Annotated in this window: 14 protein-coding genes; 1 reads left to right on the top strand and 13 read right to left on the bottom strand. The window is 60.1% G+C overall.

Features of this window, described 5'->3' with window-relative positions:
* Positions 1 to 126: 126 nt before the first annotated feature.
* Positions 127 to 1,077, top strand: a complete 951-nt coding sequence (gene corA / locus SDD30_RS08315; protein WP_434074458.1) for a magnesium/cobalt transporter CorA — start codon at positions 127 to 129, stop codon at positions 1,075 to 1,077.
* 59 nt (positions 1,078 to 1,136) lie between these two features.
* On the opposite strand, the gene eno is transcribed toward corA, so the two are convergent.
* The 13 genes from eno to uvrC all read right to left on the bottom strand — a co-directional run bounded on the left by eno (position 1,137) and on the right by uvrC (position 16,247).
* Positions 1,137 to 2,423 (bottom strand): phosphopyruvate hydratase, encoded by a 1,287-nt coding sequence (gene eno / locus SDD30_RS08320; RefSeq protein WP_434074459.1) that lies wholly within the window; start codon positions 2,421 to 2,423, stop codon positions 1,137 to 1,139.
* A 174-nt stretch (positions 2,424 to 2,597) separates the two neighbouring features.
* Positions 2,598 to 4,139, bottom strand: a complete 1,542-nt coding sequence (gpmI, locus tag SDD30_RS08325) for a 2,3-bisphosphoglycerate-independent phosphoglycerate mutase (RefSeq protein ID WP_434074460.1) — start codon at positions 4,137 to 4,139, stop codon at positions 2,598 to 2,600.
* Between the two features lie 130 nt (positions 4,140 to 4,269).
* The gene (tpiA, locus tag SDD30_RS08330) at positions 4,270 to 5,022 is read right to left on the bottom strand and encodes a triose-phosphate isomerase (protein ID WP_434074461.1); all 753 of its coding nucleotides are present in this window, start codon (positions 5,020 to 5,022) and stop codon (positions 4,270 to 4,272) included.
* An 80-nt stretch (positions 5,023 to 5,102) separates the two neighbouring features.
* Positions 5,103 to 6,284: a phosphoglycerate kinase gene (locus SDD30_RS08335; RefSeq protein WP_434074462.1), complete on the bottom strand. Its 1,182-nt coding sequence runs from the start codon at positions 6,282 to 6,284 to the stop codon at positions 5,103 to 5,105.
* A gap of 116 nt (positions 6,285 to 6,400) precedes the next feature.
* Complete coding sequence (gene gap, locus SDD30_RS08340; RefSeq protein WP_434074463.1) at positions 6,401 to 7,408, bottom strand: type I glyceraldehyde-3-phosphate dehydrogenase; 1,008 nt, start codon at positions 7,406 to 7,408, stop codon at positions 6,401 to 6,403.
* Positions 7,409 to 7,705: 297 nt separating this feature from the next.
* Positions 7,706 to 9,088 carry an RNA polymerase factor sigma-54 gene (rpoN, locus tag SDD30_RS08345; RefSeq protein ID WP_434074464.1) on the bottom strand — a complete coding sequence of 461 codons (1,383 nt, stop codon included), beginning with the start codon at positions 9,086 to 9,088 and terminating at the stop codon, positions 7,706 to 7,708.
* A 51-nt stretch (positions 9,089 to 9,139) separates the two neighbouring features.
* The gene (locus SDD30_RS08350) at positions 9,140 to 9,796 is read right to left on the bottom strand and encodes a DUF1405 domain-containing protein (protein WP_434074465.1); all 657 of its coding nucleotides are present in this window, start codon (positions 9,794 to 9,796) and stop codon (positions 9,140 to 9,142) included.
* A gap of 42 nt (positions 9,797 to 9,838) precedes the next feature.
* Positions 9,839 to 10,327, bottom strand: coding sequence for an acyltransferase (locus SDD30_RS08355; protein ID WP_434074466.1), 489 nt, complete (start codon positions 10,325 to 10,327; stop codon positions 9,839 to 9,841).
* Positions 10,290 to 11,237: a DNA-binding protein WhiA gene (whiA, locus tag SDD30_RS08360; RefSeq protein ID WP_434074467.1), complete on the bottom strand. Its 948-nt coding sequence runs from the start codon at positions 11,235 to 11,237 to the stop codon at positions 10,290 to 10,292. Before whiA ends, SDD30_RS08355 begins: the two co-directional genes overlap by 38 nt.
* A gap of 16 nt (positions 11,238 to 11,253) precedes the next feature.
* On the bottom strand, positions 11,254 to 12,594 hold the full coding sequence (locus SDD30_RS08365) for a gluconeogenesis factor YvcK family protein (RefSeq protein ID WP_434074468.1): 1,341 nt from the start codon (positions 12,592 to 12,594) through the stop codon (positions 11,254 to 11,256).
* 66 nt (positions 12,595 to 12,660) lie between these two features.
* Complete coding sequence (gene rapZ / locus SDD30_RS08370; protein WP_434074469.1) at positions 12,661 to 13,560, bottom strand: RNase adapter RapZ; 900 nt, start codon at positions 13,558 to 13,560, stop codon at positions 12,661 to 12,663.
* A gap of 55 nt (positions 13,561 to 13,615) precedes the next feature.
* Positions 13,616 to 14,434, bottom strand: coding sequence for a Cof-type HAD-IIB family hydrolase (locus SDD30_RS08375; protein WP_434074470.1), 819 nt, complete (start codon positions 14,432 to 14,434; stop codon positions 13,616 to 13,618).
* On the bottom strand, positions 14,421 to 16,247 hold the full coding sequence (gene uvrC / locus SDD30_RS08380; protein WP_434074471.1) for an excinuclease ABC subunit UvrC: 1,827 nt from the start codon (positions 16,245 to 16,247) through the stop codon (positions 14,421 to 14,423). The genes SDD30_RS08375 and uvrC overlap by 14 nt, the downstream gene beginning before the upstream one ends.
* Between the last annotated feature and the right edge of the window lie 20 nt (positions 16,248 to 16,267).

Consider the following 16,267-nt stretch of genomic DNA (forward strand, 5'->3'; position numbering starts at 1 on the left):
TAGCTATCTTATTCTAACACCCGGGCTCCCGCCGGAACAATATTATCAGGGAAAACAGCCACCAACCCGGTACTTGACAGCCCCTCCTGTGGTAAACTAAAGGTAAACCAACTCCAGGTGATTGAGATGCAGCGTTTCTTAATTTTTGATCCGGCCCGGGGACTCCTGGAAAACCTGCCCCCTGGTTGCCAACCCCGCCATGTAGAAGGTTATGTCTGGCTGGACCTCAACCGGCCCACCCCGGAGGAGCTGGAGCTACTAACATCCCTCTGGCACTTCCATCCCCTGGCCGTAGACGATTGTCGCCATCCCCACTACCGGCCGGGGATGGCCCAGTATGAAGACTACGCTTTTCTTACCCTGCGCTGTGTCCAACCCCACCAGCGCTCCCTGACTGGCGCCCTCAACGTCTTTCTCGGTCCCGGGTTTATTGTCACCGTGCACCAGGAAGAGCTAGAGTTTCTTAATCAGCTCTGGCAACATTACCGCCAGGACCCGCAGCTTTTCCAGAAAGGCGCTGATTTTATCCTCTACAGCCTGCTGGAGCCCCTGACAGGGACCTTTTTTACCTTCTTTGACCGTACCGAAGGCAAAATCGAGTACCTGGAAGAGGAAGTCTTCCGCCGGCCCACCCGCCAGATCTTAAACCAGGTCTTTACGATGCGGCGCCAGGCCATTAAACTACGCAAAATCCTCGGTGCCCAGCGGGATATTATCAACCTGCTGGCCTACCCCGAATTCAAATTGGTTAAGGAGGAAAACCGCGTCTTCTTCCTGGACATCTATAACGAAATGCTGCGCCTCATCGACCAGGTGGAGACCTTTCACGATCTGGCCAGTTCAACTGTCGAAATCTACCTCTCCCTGACCTCCAACCGCCTCAATGAAATTATGAAGGTGCTGACGGTTATCACCACCATCATGATGCCCCTGACCCTCATCGCCGGCATCTACGGCATGAACTTTCACTATATGCCGGAGCTGGAGTGGCGTTACGGCTATTTTGTTGTCCTGGGGGTCATGGCCCTCCTGGCCGGGGTGATGCTCTTCTTCTTCCGGCGCAAGGGATGGTTCTGAGGATATATTAAACCCCGGTCATGGTTTACCACGCCGGGGTTTCTTTTTCCTAAAGGATGCTACTTCTTCAGGTTGTAGAAAGCCTTCAAGCCCGGGTAAAGGGCAGCGGCGTCCAATTCTTCCTCGATGCGCAAGAGCTGGTTGTACTTGGCCACCCGGTCGGTACGGGAGGGGGCACCGGTCTTGATCTGGCCGGCGTTGACGGCGACGACGATGTCGGCGATGGTGGTATCCTCCGTCTCGCCGGAACGGTGGGAGACGACGGCTGTATAACCGGCCTTTTTGGCCATTTCAATGGCCTCCAGGGTCTCCGTCAGGGTGCCTATCTGGTTGACCTTGATGAGGATGGCGTTGGCCGCGCCGCTCTCAATACCGCGATGTAAGCGCTCGGTGTTGGTGACGAAGAGGTCGTCGCCCACCAGCTGGACTTTATGACCCAGGCGTTTGGTGAGGGCTTGCCAGCCTTCCCAGTCGTCCTCGGCCAGGCCGTCTTCAATGGAGATGATAGGGTACTTTTCTACGAGGCCGGCATAGAAATCAATCATCTCCTCATTGGTACGGGTGACCCCTTCAGCGGCAAAGACGTATTTGCCGTCCTTATAGAGTTCCGTTGCGGCCGGGTCTAGGGCGATAAAGCAGTCCTTACCCGGTTCATAGCCGGCTCTGTTGATGGCCTCCAGGATAACCTCGATGGCTTCAACATTGGAACTCAGGTTGGGTGCGAAGCCGCCTTCGTCGCCGACGGCGGTATTCAGGCCTTTGCCTTTAAGGACGGCTTTAAGGCTGTGAAAGACCTCAGCGCCCATCCGCAAGGCACTGGCAAAGTCGCTGGCGCCGGCGGGCATGACCATAAACTCCTGGATGTCGACGTTATTATCGGCATGCTTGCCGCCATTTAAAATGTTCATCATGGGCACCGGCAGGGTATGGGCATTGACCCCGCCCAGGTAGCGGTAGAGGGGCAGGCCCAGGGCATCGGCTGCCGCTTTGGCCACGGCCAGGGATACCCCGAGGATGGCGTTGGCCCCCAGTTTGCCCTTATTGGGCGTGCCGTCCAACTCAATGAGCTGGCGGTCGATCTCCCGCTGGTCCAGGGCGTCGGATCCCACCAGTTCCGAGGCGATGATGGCGTTGACGTTGTTGACGGCATCCAGAACACCCTTACCGCCGAAGCGCTTCTCATCCTTATCCCGCAGCTCGACGGCCTCATAGGCCCCGGTGGAAGCCCCTGAGGGCACGGCCGCTCGGCCGAAGCCACCGCTTTCCAGGAAGACTTCAACCTCAACGGTGGGGTTGCCGCGGGAATCGAGGATCTCCCGGGCGTAAATATCGCTGATAGTAGTCATAGGCTAAAGGCACCTCCCATTATATTAGACCGCATCAGGATCCATCATCCATAAAGAAAACATCTCGACTGGCAGTTACTTCTTCCTGGCTCCAGCCTGGCTCCAGCCTTCTTGGTCCGATGGTGAAGTTTTTAGTCCCTAGGCGGTGATTTTTTGTTAAGTTGCCCTGCTATTTTACAAGTTTACAAGCAAACTCTGTCCCGTCATTTCCGCCGGCTGGGGCAGCCCCAGGATTTGCAGCACTGTGGGGGCTACGTCCTGCAAGGCGCCTCCCGCGCGCAGGTAAGCCTGCCGGTAGCGCTCATCAACCAGGATAAAGGGTACCAGGTTGCTGGTGTGGGCGGTATGGGGTTCACCGTCTGGCTCCCGCATCTCCTCGGCGTTGCCGTGGTCGGCAGTGAGGAGCAAAGGGGCCTGGCGCTCGGCCAGGGCAGCGGCGATACGGCCGAGACACTCGTCCACCGTCTCCACGGCGACGATGGCTGCCGCCAGGTCGCCGGTATGGCCGACCATATCGGGGTTGGCAAAGTTGAGGACGATGAGATCGTACTTATCTAGCCGTTCCAGGACGGCAGCGGTGACCTCCCGGGCGCTCATGGCAGGCTTTTGATCATAGGTGGCCACCTTGGGCGACGGAATGAGGACCCGATCTTCCCCGGGGAAGGGTTCTTCAATGCCGCCGTTAAAGAAGAAGGTGACGTGGGCGTACTTCTCCGTCTCGGCAATACGCAGTTGCTTCATACCGGCCGCAGCGATGACCTCCCCTAGGACGTTCTTTAAAACCTGGGGTGGGAAGGCTACCGGCGCCGGGATGGTGACATCATACTGGGTCAGGCAAATAAACTCGATATCCAGGCGCCCGTCGGGCCGGCTAAAAGGTTCAAAATCGCGATCGACAAAGGCCCGGGTCAACTGCCGCGCCCGGTCGGCGCGGAAATTAAAGAAGATAACGCTGTCGCCATCCTGCACTACCGCCAGGGGCCTGCCATTCCTGGTGATTACCGCCGGTTCGACGAACTCGTCGGTAATCTCCTTGGCATAGGAGGCCTGGATGGCCTCGCCGGCGGAAGGCGCCTGGTGCCCGGCACCGGCCACCAGGGCCCGGTAGGCCCGTTCCGTCCGCTCCCAGCGCCGGTCGCGGTCCATGGCGTAGTAGCGGCCCATAATGCTGGCTATAGCACCAGTACCCCGGCGCCGGCACTCGGCCTCCACCTGCTCCAGATAACCGGCGGCACTGGCCGGCGGGACGTCGCGGCCATCAAGGAAGGCATGGATATATACCCTTTCCAGCCCCTCCTTTTGGGCCAGGTCCAGGAGGGCATAGAGATGGTCCAGGTGGCTGTGGACGCCACCGTCGGAAACCAGACCCATAAGGTGCAGGGCGCCACCCCGTTCCCGGGCCGAACGGGCGGCCCCTACCAGGACCTGGTTGGTAAAGAAGGAGCCGTCCCGGATGGCCTTGCTGATGCGGGTTAGCTCCTGGTAAACAATCCGGCCGGCGCCCATATTCAGGTGGCCGACTTCCGAATTACCCATCTGGCCGGCCGGCAGGCCCACGGCCTCGCCGGAGGCCTGGAGCTGGGTATGGGGATACCCGGCCAACAAACGGCGGTAATTGGGCAACCGGCCCTGGCTGATGGCATTACCGGCTCCCTCCGGCCCCAGGCCAAAGCCATCCAGGATCATCAACATTAACGGATGCTTAGCATTAACCAAACTAAATTCTCCCATTCCTAGTTTTTGTCAGGGCGTTCCCATGAACGACCCGCCTCCCGCTCACCAGCTTTTTGCTGTAGATAGGCAGCGCCGGCCGGGCCAGTAATAGTTAGCCTGGTGGTGCGGTTCCCTATTTTTCATCGTAGTTGACAATGGCCGCGAAGGAAACGGCGTCCAGGCTAGCCCCGCCTACCAGGGCCCCGTCAATATCCGGCTGGTCCATGAGCTCAACAATATTGCCCGGTTTGACGCTGCCACCGTACTGGATCCGGATCGCCCGGGCCACCTCACCGTACATCTCAGCCAGGGTCCGGCGGATAAAGGCGATAACCTCCTGGGCGTCGGCGGCTGTGGCCGTCCTGCCGGTGCCAATGGCCCACACAGGTTCATAGGCCACTACCAAGTCCCGGGCTTGATCGGGCTCCAGGCCCTTTAACCCTTCCCGGACCTGGCGGCCGACAACCTCCAGGGCGTGACCGGCCTCCCGCTCCGCCAGGGTCTCGCCGACACAAACAATGGGGAGCAGTTTATTACGGTAGGCAGCCAAAAGCTTCTTATTTACCGTGGCATCAGTCTCGCCAAAATACTGGCGCCGCTCGGAATGGCCGATGATGACATAACGGCAGCCCAGGTCCCGGAGCATGGGCCCGGATACCTCGCCGGTATAGGCCCCCTTATCCTCCCAGAAAAGGTCCTGGGCCCCCACGGAGATATTAGAGCCGGAGGCGGCGTTAACAGTAGCCGCTATGGCCGTAAAGGGCGGGCAGACCACCACCTCAGCCCCGGCTTTGCCTACCAGGGGCCGCAACAGGGTGACCAGATCCCGGGCCTCTGCCGTAGTATTATGCATCTTCCAGTTGCCGGCAATAATCGGTCGGCGCAATTTAATTCCTCCCTTGCCCAAGGTGACCCCGGTTCCCCCGGGGGCAGGCAGTATTTAGAGTTAAGGTAGCCGGTCCCTAATTACTTCTCCGCCAGGGCGACTACCCCTGGCAGGGCCTTGCCTTCCAGGAACTCCAGGGAGGCGCCGCCGCCGGTGGAAATGTGCTTAATCTTATCAGCTACGCCCATCTTTTCTACAGCTGCGACCGAATCCCCGCCGCCGACGATGGTCATGCCGTCAACGGCGGCCACCGCCCGGGCCACGGCCTCGGTGCCGTGGGCAAAGGGCTCCATTTCAAAGACCCCCATGGGGCCGTTCCAAACGACGGTGCGGGCTCCTGCCAGGGCGCCGGCATAGGCCCGGGCCGTTTCCGGGCCGATATCCAGGGCCAGCCAGTCGTCGGGTACGGCGTTAACGGCTACGACCTGGTGCGGGGCATCAGCCTTAAACTCCCGGGCCACCACCAGATCCCGGGGCAGGAGCAGTTGGACGCCCTGCCGGGCGGCCAGCTGGGTCAGTTCCCCGGCCAAGGGCACCTGATCCTCTTCCACCAGGGATTTACCCATGGCATGACCCTGGGCCTTTAAGAAGGTGTTGGCCATGCCGCCGCCGATGATCAGGGTATCTACCTTATCAAGGAGGTTGCGGATAACGCTAATCTTATCGGACACCTTGGCCCCACCGATAATGGCCACAAAGGGACGCTCCGGGTCGGCCAGGGCCTTACCCAGGGTCTCGATCTCCTTTTGCAGCAGGAAACCGGCCGCCGCCGGCAGGTAATGGGCTACGCCCTCGGTGGAGGCGTGGGCCCGGTGGGCGGCACCAAAGGCGTCGTTAACGTAAATATCGGCCAGATCGGCCAGCCGGCGGGCAAAAGCAGGATCGTTCTTTTCTTCTTCAGGATGGAAGCGCAGGTTCTCCAGGAGCAGGACCTCTCCCGGCTGCAGGGCAGCCACGGCGGCCTCCACCTCGGGACCAATACAATCGTTCACCTTATGTACCGGCCGGTGGAGGAGCCCCTCCAGTTCTTTAGCTACCGGATCCAGCCGCAGCTCTTCCTTGACCTTGCCCTTGGGCCGACCCAGGTGAGACATAAGGATTACCCGGGCGCCGTGGTTTAGCAGGTACTCGATAGTGGGCAAGGCGGCCCGGATCCGGGTGTTATCGGTAACCCGGCCGTCTTCCAGGGGGACATTGAAATCAACCCGCACCAGGACCCTTTTATCTTGCAAATCCAGGTCCTTGATAGTTAACTTGGCCATTCAGCATGCACCTCCTGTGGAAATAAGCTTCTGCCCAATTGTGCTACCCGTTCCCTTATTATGCTACCCTGATTCCCCCGGCATACGAAACGGTCGCCTCGCGGCGACCGCCCCTTTTAGAGTCCTTTGGCAGCGATGAAAGCCGCCAGGTCAGTAACCCGTTTGGAGTAGGCCCACTCGTTGTCATACCAGGAAACGACCTTGGCCAGGGTCCCGTCGATGACCATGGTCGATAGGGCGTCAACAATGGAGGAACGTGGGTCGCCATTGAAGTCGCGGGAAACCAAGGGTTCTTCACAGTACCCCAGGATACCCTTCATGGGGCCTTCCGCGGCAGCCTTCATAGCGGCGTTAATGCTTTCCACCGTAGCCGGCTTCTCTAAGTCGGCCACCAGGTCGACAACCGAGACATTGGGGGTGGGTACCCGCATGGCGAAACCATTCAGCTTGCCGTTCAACTCCGGCAGGACCAGGCCGATGGCTTTGGCCGCACCGGTGGTGGTGGGAATAATGGAGAGGGCGCCGGCCCGGGCCCGCCGCAGGTCTTTATGGGTGAGGTCCAGGATACGCTGGTCGTTGGTGTAGGAATGGGCCGTGGTCATGAGGCCGCGTTTAATGGTGAAGTTATCGTGGAGAACCTTGGCAATGGGCGCCAGGCAGTTAGTGGTGCAGGAGGCATTGGAAATGACATTATGCTGGGCCGGGTTGTATTTGTCATTGTTGACGCCCATGACGATGGTAATATCTTCCTTTTTCGCCGGAGCGGTAATGATGACCTTTTTAGCACCAGCCTGGCGGTGGGCAGCGGCTTTGGTGGCATCGGTAAAGACACCCGTTGATTCAATGACAATCTCTACCCCCAGGTCTTTCCAGGGTAGCTGGGCCGGATCGCGTTCGGCCAGGACTTTAATGTCGCGCCCATTGACGACTATGGCTCCTTCCCGGGCCTCAACGGTTGCGTCCAGGCGCCCGTGGACCGAGTCATACTTGAGCAGATGGGCATTAGTCTTAACATCGGTGATGTCGTTGATCGCTACTACTTCCAGTTCGGGTTTTTCCAGGAAAGCCCGGAAAACCAGGCGACCGATACGCCCGAAACCATTGATACCTACTTTAACTGCCATTATGTACTCCTCCTTTATGGTTGTACAGCAGGAGTTAATCCTTGCTGGATTAGCCCCTCCCATATTTAAACTACCTCATTTTAAACATTCTGGTCCCTAAATCCGGCCGGCGCCACGGCCGGTTCCAGGCCTGGGACCCTGCCATACTGCCACAGGCCTGATACCTGCTGCTATTATATCTAAATCCGGGTTTTTTTATGAAGACCAGCAGCAGGTGCCCAGTCTACCAGCGGCCCTGGTTGTACCATTAGACACTATCTATTCAACAAAAATCGCCAAAATCCTTCCTGCTAATTACTAATAGCGTTTTCTTTTTCCGGCTGCCGGGATGCCCTCTTCATCCCGGTACTTGGCCACCGTCCGCCGGGAGATGCGGATGCCCTGCTGCTCGAGGATTTCCTGTAGCTGCTGATCCGTCAGGGGTGCCTTGACGTCTTCCTGGCGGATGGCTTCAGCAATCATCCTTTTGATGCTCTCCGCCGTAACAGAGCCCCCCTGCTTCTCGACGCCGCTGGCGAAGAAAAACTTTAGCTCAAAAACGCCCTGGGGCGTCTGGACATATTTGTTGGCCGTTGCCCGACTGACGGTAGATTCGTGGATCCCCAGGGTAGCGGCTACCTGGCGCATGGTTAGGGGTTTGAGATATTTCAGGCCTTTATCTAAAAACTCCCGCTGTTCCTTGACCAGACAACTTACTACCCGGTACACCGTCAACCGGCGCTGCTCCAGGCTGCGAATCAGCCAGGCAGCGGCATTGAGCTTACTTTCAATAAAGTGCCTGGTCTGGGGATCGCAGGGGGCCTCCTGGCGCATGAGGGCCTGGTAAACGGGGTTGACCCCCAGCCGGGGCATGGCCAGATCATTAACCAGGACTACATATTCCTCCCCCACCCGTTCAATAATGACGTCAGGCACGATATAGCGGTTATCCTGGCCGCCGCCAAAGGCGCGGCCCGGTTTGGGGTCCAGGGAACGGATATAATCTACCGCCGCCTGCACCTCTGGCAGTGTCAGGTTCAGGCGCCGGGCGACACGCGTCAGGCGCCCCTCGGCCACGTCCGGTAAAAAACTGCGAATAATCTTCTCCGTACCCGCCGGGGCTTCCCCCCGTTGCCGCAGTTGCAAAAGCAGGCACTCGGCCAGGTCCCGGGCACCCACCCCCGGGGGATCAAAATGCTGGATCAGGTCCAGGGCCTCCCAGACGGCGGCCTGGGGTTGCTTTAACAGGTCGGCAGCTTCTTTAAGGCCGATTTTTAAATAGCCATTGGCATCCATATTGCCGATAAGGAAGCTGCCGATTGTCAGCTGGGCCGGGGATTTAGCGGCAATCTGTAATTGGAGCAACAGGTGATCCTGCAGGGTAGGCTGGCCAGCGAGGTAGTTTTCCGGCGACCATTCCGCCCTTTCCTCCCGGGGTTCGCGGATATACCCCAGGTCACTGCCGTCCTGGAAATACTCCTGCCAGTCGATGTCGAAGTCATTATCCTCCGTTACCTCACTGCCGGCCGCAGCTTCGCCGTCGTCCCGCACCTCCAGCACCGGGTTCTCCTGGAGTTCCTGCTGGATATAGTCGGCCAGTTCCAGGGTGGAGAGTTGCAGGACAACAATAGCCTGGCGCAGTTCCGGCGTCATGATCAGCCTCTGCGTCTGTTCCAGATTAAGACCCATACCGGTGCGCATCGCTCTCCCCCCTTCTCCGTGGGTAATTCGGTTCTCGTTCCTTGATATATACTATTCGTTTCCGGCGGCGCTTTTTCCTGCCCGTGAGGGCCACTTTATGCGCCAAACCAAATAAAGGATGGCCGCCAGGCTGATGGCGGTTGCCGTTACCAGGGCCAGGCCCTCCTGATCCGGCCGGAAGAGGTAGGGATGCAGCCCCAGGCCGTAATCAACGCTGTCGTTAATGATCAGCCATAGGGCGATCACCCCCAGCTGCCAGGGCACCGCCGGCCAGTGGCGCAGGAAGAGATAGCCTTCTGCCAGCATGCCCAAGTGAGAGAGCCACAGGCCGGCCTCCACCGGGGTCACCGCCGCCCCGGCGCGCCAGAAATCGGTAATAATAACTATGGCCCAGAGGCCGTATTTCATTACCGCTACCGCCGCCACCAGCCGCAACAGGCCGCTTTCCCAGCGCCCCAGGGCCAGGAAGAGGGCCAGGGTAAAGAGGGTTGTCGCCAGGGGGCTGTCAGGTGTAAAGGGCCACCAGAACCACGGCGTCGCCAGGAGCTGCTCATGGTACCAGTAGTAGCCATAGATGGAGCCCAGCAGGTTGATGACCAGCAAAGTGACCAGGAACCAGTCCTGGTAAGGGTCCTCCCAAAGGAGATGGCGCAGCCAGAAATAAAAATTCTGCCGGAAGTGCTGCCCGGACCCGGTCGCTATTCCCATTGACCCTTGTTTACCTCTTTCAGTTAAACAATTCCTGGCAGGCTAACCTGACACCGGCCCCTTAACCCGCGCCGGGACACCAACAGCCAGGACCCCGGGCGGGATGTCCCCGGTGACCACCGCCCCGGCGCCGATGATGGCGTCGTCGCCGATACGCACGCCGGGTAAAATGGTGGTGTTGGCGCCAATGAGGACCCGGGCGCCAACTTCCACCGGCCCCAGGCGGTAAGCCCGGGGCAGGAACTCGTGGGTAAGGATGGTGGCGTTATAGCCGATAATGGTCTCCGGGCCGATATGGATCAGGTCCGGCCGCAGGATATCGGGCATAACCATAACCCCCACTGCCACTGAAGGTGCCACATCCATCCCCACCAGGTGGCGCAGGAGCCAGGCTTTCAAGGATAAAAAGGGCAGGTAACGGCTGATGGTAATCCAGTAAAAATTCCACGCCACCCGCCAGAGGGGGGCCACCTGTCGCCAGGCGGCCATGGCGTTATGGCCGTGAACGGGAAAGGTCGTCGTCCGGCGCATGCCCTATACCTCCCCGGTTGCGCACTTGCTTGACCAGGAGCTCCAGGCGGCGCAGGCGGTGATTAACCCCTGACTTCCCCACCGGGGGATGGAGCATCTCCCCTAATTCCTTCAAGCTGGCCTCGGGATGCTGTAGCCGCAGGGCCGCTATCTCCTGCAAGCCCGGCGGCAGGAAGCCCCAGCCCAGGGTGGCCACCAAGTAGCGAATGTTCTCAGCCTGGCGCAGGCCGGTCTCCACGGTTTTACTCAGGTTGGCTGTCTCACAATTGACTAGGCGGTTTACCCGGTTGCGCATATCCTTGTAAACCAGAGTATTCTCGTAGGCCAGGACGGCGCTGTGGGCCCCCATTAAACTCAAAACGCGGATAATCTGCTCGCTGTCCTTCAGATAAAGAACATAACCCCGCTGGCGGCGGCTAAGGCGGGGTTCCAGTTCCTGCTGCTGCATGAGGGACTGCACCTGCCCGGCCTGTTCTGCATCTGGCAGGAGAAACTCCAGGTGATGGGTCCCGGAGGGTTTATTCACCGACCCGGTAACCAGAAAAGCCCCCCGCAGGAAGGCAGCTTGGCAGCAGGGATATTCCGGTACCTGGGATCTGGCTTGCAGCCAGGCCCGGATGGTGATCGGGTTGGCCAGGGTAATAACCTTCAGGATCGGCCGGCTCCTCCCCTGCCGGCGGCTGCTCCTGACCTGTACCGGGCCGGCCAGAACTTCCCTGGCCAAGGAGTAGACCTTGCGCGCCAGGGCCGGATGGGTGGTGGTGAAGAGTACAGTCTCCCCTCCCGGTGTGACCGCTTCCAGGTTCCCCAGGCGTAAGAAAGCCACTAGCTCCGCTTCCCGGCAACAGGGGCGGCGGGCCTTGACCCGGGCGAGTTCTTCCTTGGTCTGGAGGGAAAAGGATAAGGCCATCGGTGCTATCTCCTACCTACCTGGCCAGGTGATGAAACTTTTCCCGCAACAGGTAGACCAGGCGCTGCCGGCTGCGGGACTGGTGCCGGTAGACCTCTTCCATAACTAGGCTAGCCAGGCGCTCGGGATGGTGGCGGACGACATGGGTCTCGTCCACCAGCCAGCCCCGGCGCAGCTCGACCCCCATTCTGGCGATGGCCGGCCCGTTAATCAGGACCGGCCGCGCCCCCTTGGCGCCGTACCGTCGCCGAGCGGACCGGGAGATGGGGCCGCTATGGGCAATAACGGTATCTATTATCCCCCACCCGCAGTGATCAATAATGGCCTGTAGGTGGTCGGCTACTGTATAACCATCCGTTTCCCCGGGCTGGGTCATAATGTTGCAGACATAAAACACGGGGGCTGGCGTATCCCGGAGAGCCCTGGCTATCCCCGGCACCAGCAGGTTAGGCAGGACACTGGTATAAAGGCTCCCCGGGCCAATAATCACGGCATCCGCCCGGGTGATGGCTTCCAGGGCCGCTGCCGGCGGCCGGCAGGCGGCCGGCTGCAAAAAAACCCTCTTAATGGGTTTGCCGACCAGGGGGATGTTGCTCTCCCCCAGGACCGTGCTGCCGTCGGCCAACTCGGCCCCCATAATCACGAGACTGGTCGTCGAGGGGATCACCCGCCCCCCTACGGCCAGGACCCGGGCCAACTCCTGGATGGCCAGGTCAAAATCGCCGGCCATATCTGTCATGGCCGCCAGAAGGAGGTTCCCCAGGCTGTGGCCGGCCAGGCCTTCCCCCTGGCGGAAACGATAGCTGAACAAGTCCTCCATCAGGCTTTCCGTGTCGGCCAGGGCCACCAGGCAATTGCGAATGTCCCCTGGCGGCGGGATATTCAACTCCTGGCGCAGGCGACCGGAGCTGCCACCGTCATCGGCCACGGTGACAATGGCCGTCAGGTTGCGGGTATAGTTTTTTAAGCCTCGCAGGAGAACGGCCAGCCCGGTCCCCCCGCCGATAGCCACCAGGTGGGGCCCCCGGGCCAAATACTGGCGCCGGCAAAAAACCTGCCAGGGATTGGCCATCTGGCCGGGGAGCAGGACCTGGATAATGGAACGGGCCAGGTGCCTTACACTGATAATAACGCAGGCCAGGCCCAGGGCCACGGCCAGCAGCCCCCCCACCAGGGGTGAGCCCAGGCTGCCCAGGGTATGGATGATAAACCAGGTAAAGCCTCTTTCAGTGCTGGCCAGCAGGGTAATCCCCAGGATGACCGTTAGGCCCGACACTAGCAATAACAAACCGAGGATAGCCAGCATCAGCCAGCGTTTAATCTTAAGCCCCGGATAAAGCCACTTTAAGCCCTCCAAGCCCCAACCCCCCGAGAGCTGATAATCAGATGCCACCAGCAGGAAACAGCTCCAGGCTGCATGAGCCTACCGCCGGTTGCCCGCACCCAGGTAATGGACCACGTCCCGGTGCTTGACTGTCACCACGTAGTCTTCGCTCTGGAGAAGCTCCCCCAACTTATTGGCCAGGGCGACCGAGCGGTGCTGGCCGCCGGTACAGCCGATGGCAATGACTAGGTGGGACTTGCCCTCCTTCAGGTAGTGGGGGATCAGGAAACGCAGGAGGGCGGTGAACTGCTTCATGAATTGCTGGGTGGCCGGCGCAGCCAGGACGAAATCCTTGACGCAACGATCGTGACCGGTAAAGGGCCGCAGGGCAGGGACATAGAAAGGATTAGGCAAAAAGCGGACGTCCATTACCAGGTCGGCATCCAGGGGAATGCCATATTTATAACCGAAGGAGATGATGCTGATAATGAGCTGCCGCCGGCTGGAACCAAAAAGCTCGGCGACCTGCTCCTTTAGCTGGCGGGGCGTCAGTTCCGAGGTATCGATGATCTTGCTGGCCCGGCCACGCAGCTCCTCCAGGCGGCGCCGTTCTTCAAGAATACCCTCCAGGATCTGGCCGCCGCTGGAAAGGGGATGGCGCCGCCGGGTCTCTTTATACCGCCGCACCAGGATCTCATCGGCCGCCTCCAGGAAAAGGATCTCGTAAGGGATGCCCAGACCATCCAGATAGTTAAGGGCGGCATCCAGGCCGGTAAAAAACTCCCCACCGCGAATATCCATCACCAGGGCGACTTTAGTGATCCCCTCCCCTTCTTTACTAGGGTGGCCTAGGAGGTCGACCAGGCCGGGAATGAGGGAGGGGGGCAGGTTGTCGACGCAGAAGAAGCCCAGGTCTTCCAGGCAGCGTACGGCCTGGGTCTTGCCGGCCCCGGACAGGCCGGTGACAATCACCAGGCGCGGGTATTTGGATTCTGCCATATGCTCTCCCCTCCATTAAACCATTAAACCATTAAACCATTAAAAAAGAGATGTTTTAGGCACCTTCCTGCAGGATGAATTTCTCCAGGGCCTGGGCGACGCCACCGTCGTTATTACTGCCGGTGACGTAATCGGCCGCCGCCCGGACCTCGGCCGGGGCGTTGGCCATGGCCACGGCCAGGCCGGCGTAACGGAACATCTGAACATCATTATAGCTGTCACCGAAGACCATGATCTCGTCCGGCCTGATGCCCTCCAGTTCCGCCAGGGCTTGCAGCCCCCGGGCCTTGTTAACCTCCGGGTGCAGGAGCTCCAGGTAGGTGGGCAGGGAGCGGGTAATGTAGATGCTGTCCCCCACCTCCTGGCGGATGGCTGCCTCCAAGGGGTTCAGGGCAGGACCTTCGTTCAGGGCGACAATCTTCAGAGGACCCTGCGGCTGCTGTTCTAGCAGGGCTGCCATATCCTCCACCTGGTGCACTTCCACCCCGGCCCGCCAGGCATACTCTTCGTTCTCCGCCTGGATGCGCTCCACATAGAGCCGGTCGTCCCAGTACACATTATAGGCATAGTTGAATTCCTTAATCTTCTTGATCAAAACCAGGGCCAGGTACCGGGGGATGGTGCGCTCAAAAAGCACCGCTCCCGTCCCGGAGTGGCGCACCTGGGCGCCATGATAGACTATTAGGGGCAGTTCCAGTCCCAATTCGACGGCATAGGGCCGGGCCGAGCTGAACATGCGCCCGGTGGCCAGGGTTACAATCACGCCTTGATCTTTAACCCGCCTGATAGCTTCCCTGGCCCGGGGCTCAAGGGTGACAGCGTCTGTCAGGAGCGTCCCGTCCAAGTCAAGGGCTACCAGTTTAATTTTCCCCATCAATCTTCCTCCCCAGGCCGGCCAGGATGCGGGTAGCTACCGCCCGGTTCATCCCTTCCATGGCCAGTAATTCTTCCAGCGTCGCCTGGCTGATGGCGGCGACAGAGCCAAAATGACGCAGTAAAGCCTTCTTCCTTGCCGGACCCACCCCGGGGATATCATCTAAAACCGAACGGTAGGCCCCCTTTTCCCGTTTCTCCCGGTGATAGCTAATGGCGAAGCGGTGGACCTCGTCCCGCAGGTGCTGTAGGGTCTGCAGGGCCCGGCTATCCCGGGGCAGGCGCAGGGGCTCGGGGTTATCCACCCGGAAGATCAGCTCCTCCTCCTTGGCCAGGCCGATGGTAGGGATGGCCTCCACCCCCTGGGCGGCCATGGTCTCCCGGGCGGCGTGGAGCTGGCCCGGGCCGCCATCAATCAGGACCAGATCCGGTAATTCAGTGAAACGGGTATCCCCCCCGGCGGCCCGCCGGAAACGGCGGCTCAAAACCTCCTGCAGGGAGGCAAAGTCGTTAGGTCCCTGGACCGTTTTAATCTGAAAACGGCGGTAGGCGGCGGGCTGGGGCCGGCCGTCAATAAAAACGGCCATGGCCCCTACCTGGTTGGTGCCCTGGAAGTTGGAAATATCATAGGCCTCCATCCGCCGCGGCAACCGGGGTAGCCCCAGGATTTCCTGGAGCTCCAAGAGGGCCGCCTTGCTCCCCTCCTCCTGGCGCCGGCGGGCCAGGAGGTGTTCCTGGAGGAGATTGACGGCGTTCGCGTGGACCAGTTGTAAGAGCTTATACCTGGTGCCCCGCCGGGGTACCTTCAAGCTAACTTTACCACCCCGGAGGCGGCCCAGCCAGCTGGCGATAGTGGCAGCGTCCTCCGGCTCGTCGTGGAGAAGGATCTCCGGGGGAATCTCCACGCCACGGCTGTAATACTCTTTCAACAGGGCCGCCATGACCTCTCCCCGGGATAGGCCGTCGCTGCCCGTCAGGAAGAAGTGATCCTGGCCGCTGACCTTACCGCCCCGGCTGAAAAAAATCAGGCCCAGGGCGGCCTCGCCCTCCCGGGCAAAGGCGATGGCGTCGCTATTCTCCCCGCTGGCGGCGGCCACTTTTTGTTTGGCCGAGACCTCCGCCACCGCCCGGAGCTGGTCCCGCAACCGCGCCGCCTTCTCAAACTCTAACTTCTCGGCGGCGGCTTCCATCTGTTCCTTTAACTCTTTGACCAGGGTCGTATGCCGGCCTTCGAGAAATAGGATCACATTCTCCACCGCCTCCCGGTAGGCCTCCCGGCCTACCTGACCGGCACAAGGGGCCAGACAGCGACCGATGTGGGCGTTGAGGCAGGGCCGGCTGCGGGGTTGCAGGGGGGTGTCCCGGCAGGTCCGGATAGGAAAAAGGCCGCGCAAGAGCTTCAGGGTCTCCTTGAGGGAACCGACGTTGGTATAGGGTCCGAAGTAACGGGAGCCATCCCGGCTCAGGGAGCGCGTCACCTGGATGCGGGGGAAATCCTCCTGGGTGGTGATCTTGATATAAGGGTAGCTTTTATCGTCCTTCAGGCTAACATTATAACGCGGCCGGTGCTCTTTGATCAGGTTGCATTCCAGGACCAGGGCCTCGACCTCGTTGTCCGTCAGGATATACTCAAAGTCGGCGATATGGCTGACCATGGCTGCCGTCCGCGGCTGGTGCTGGCCGCGGAAGTAAGAGCGCACCCGGTTTTTCAATGAGGAGGCCTTGCCGATATAGATAATCTCCCCGCTGGTATTGCGCATTAGATAGACGCCGGGGTGGTCCGGCAGCCGTGCCAATTTCTCCTCCAGATCCATGGGTTTCCTCCGAAAGTAGG

Origin of the sequence: Moorella naiadis (nom. illeg.), assembly GCF_051020825.1 — a bacterium.
Lineage (GTDB): Bacteria > Bacillota > DSM-521 > Neomoorellales > Neomoorellaceae > Neomoorella > Neomoorella naiadis.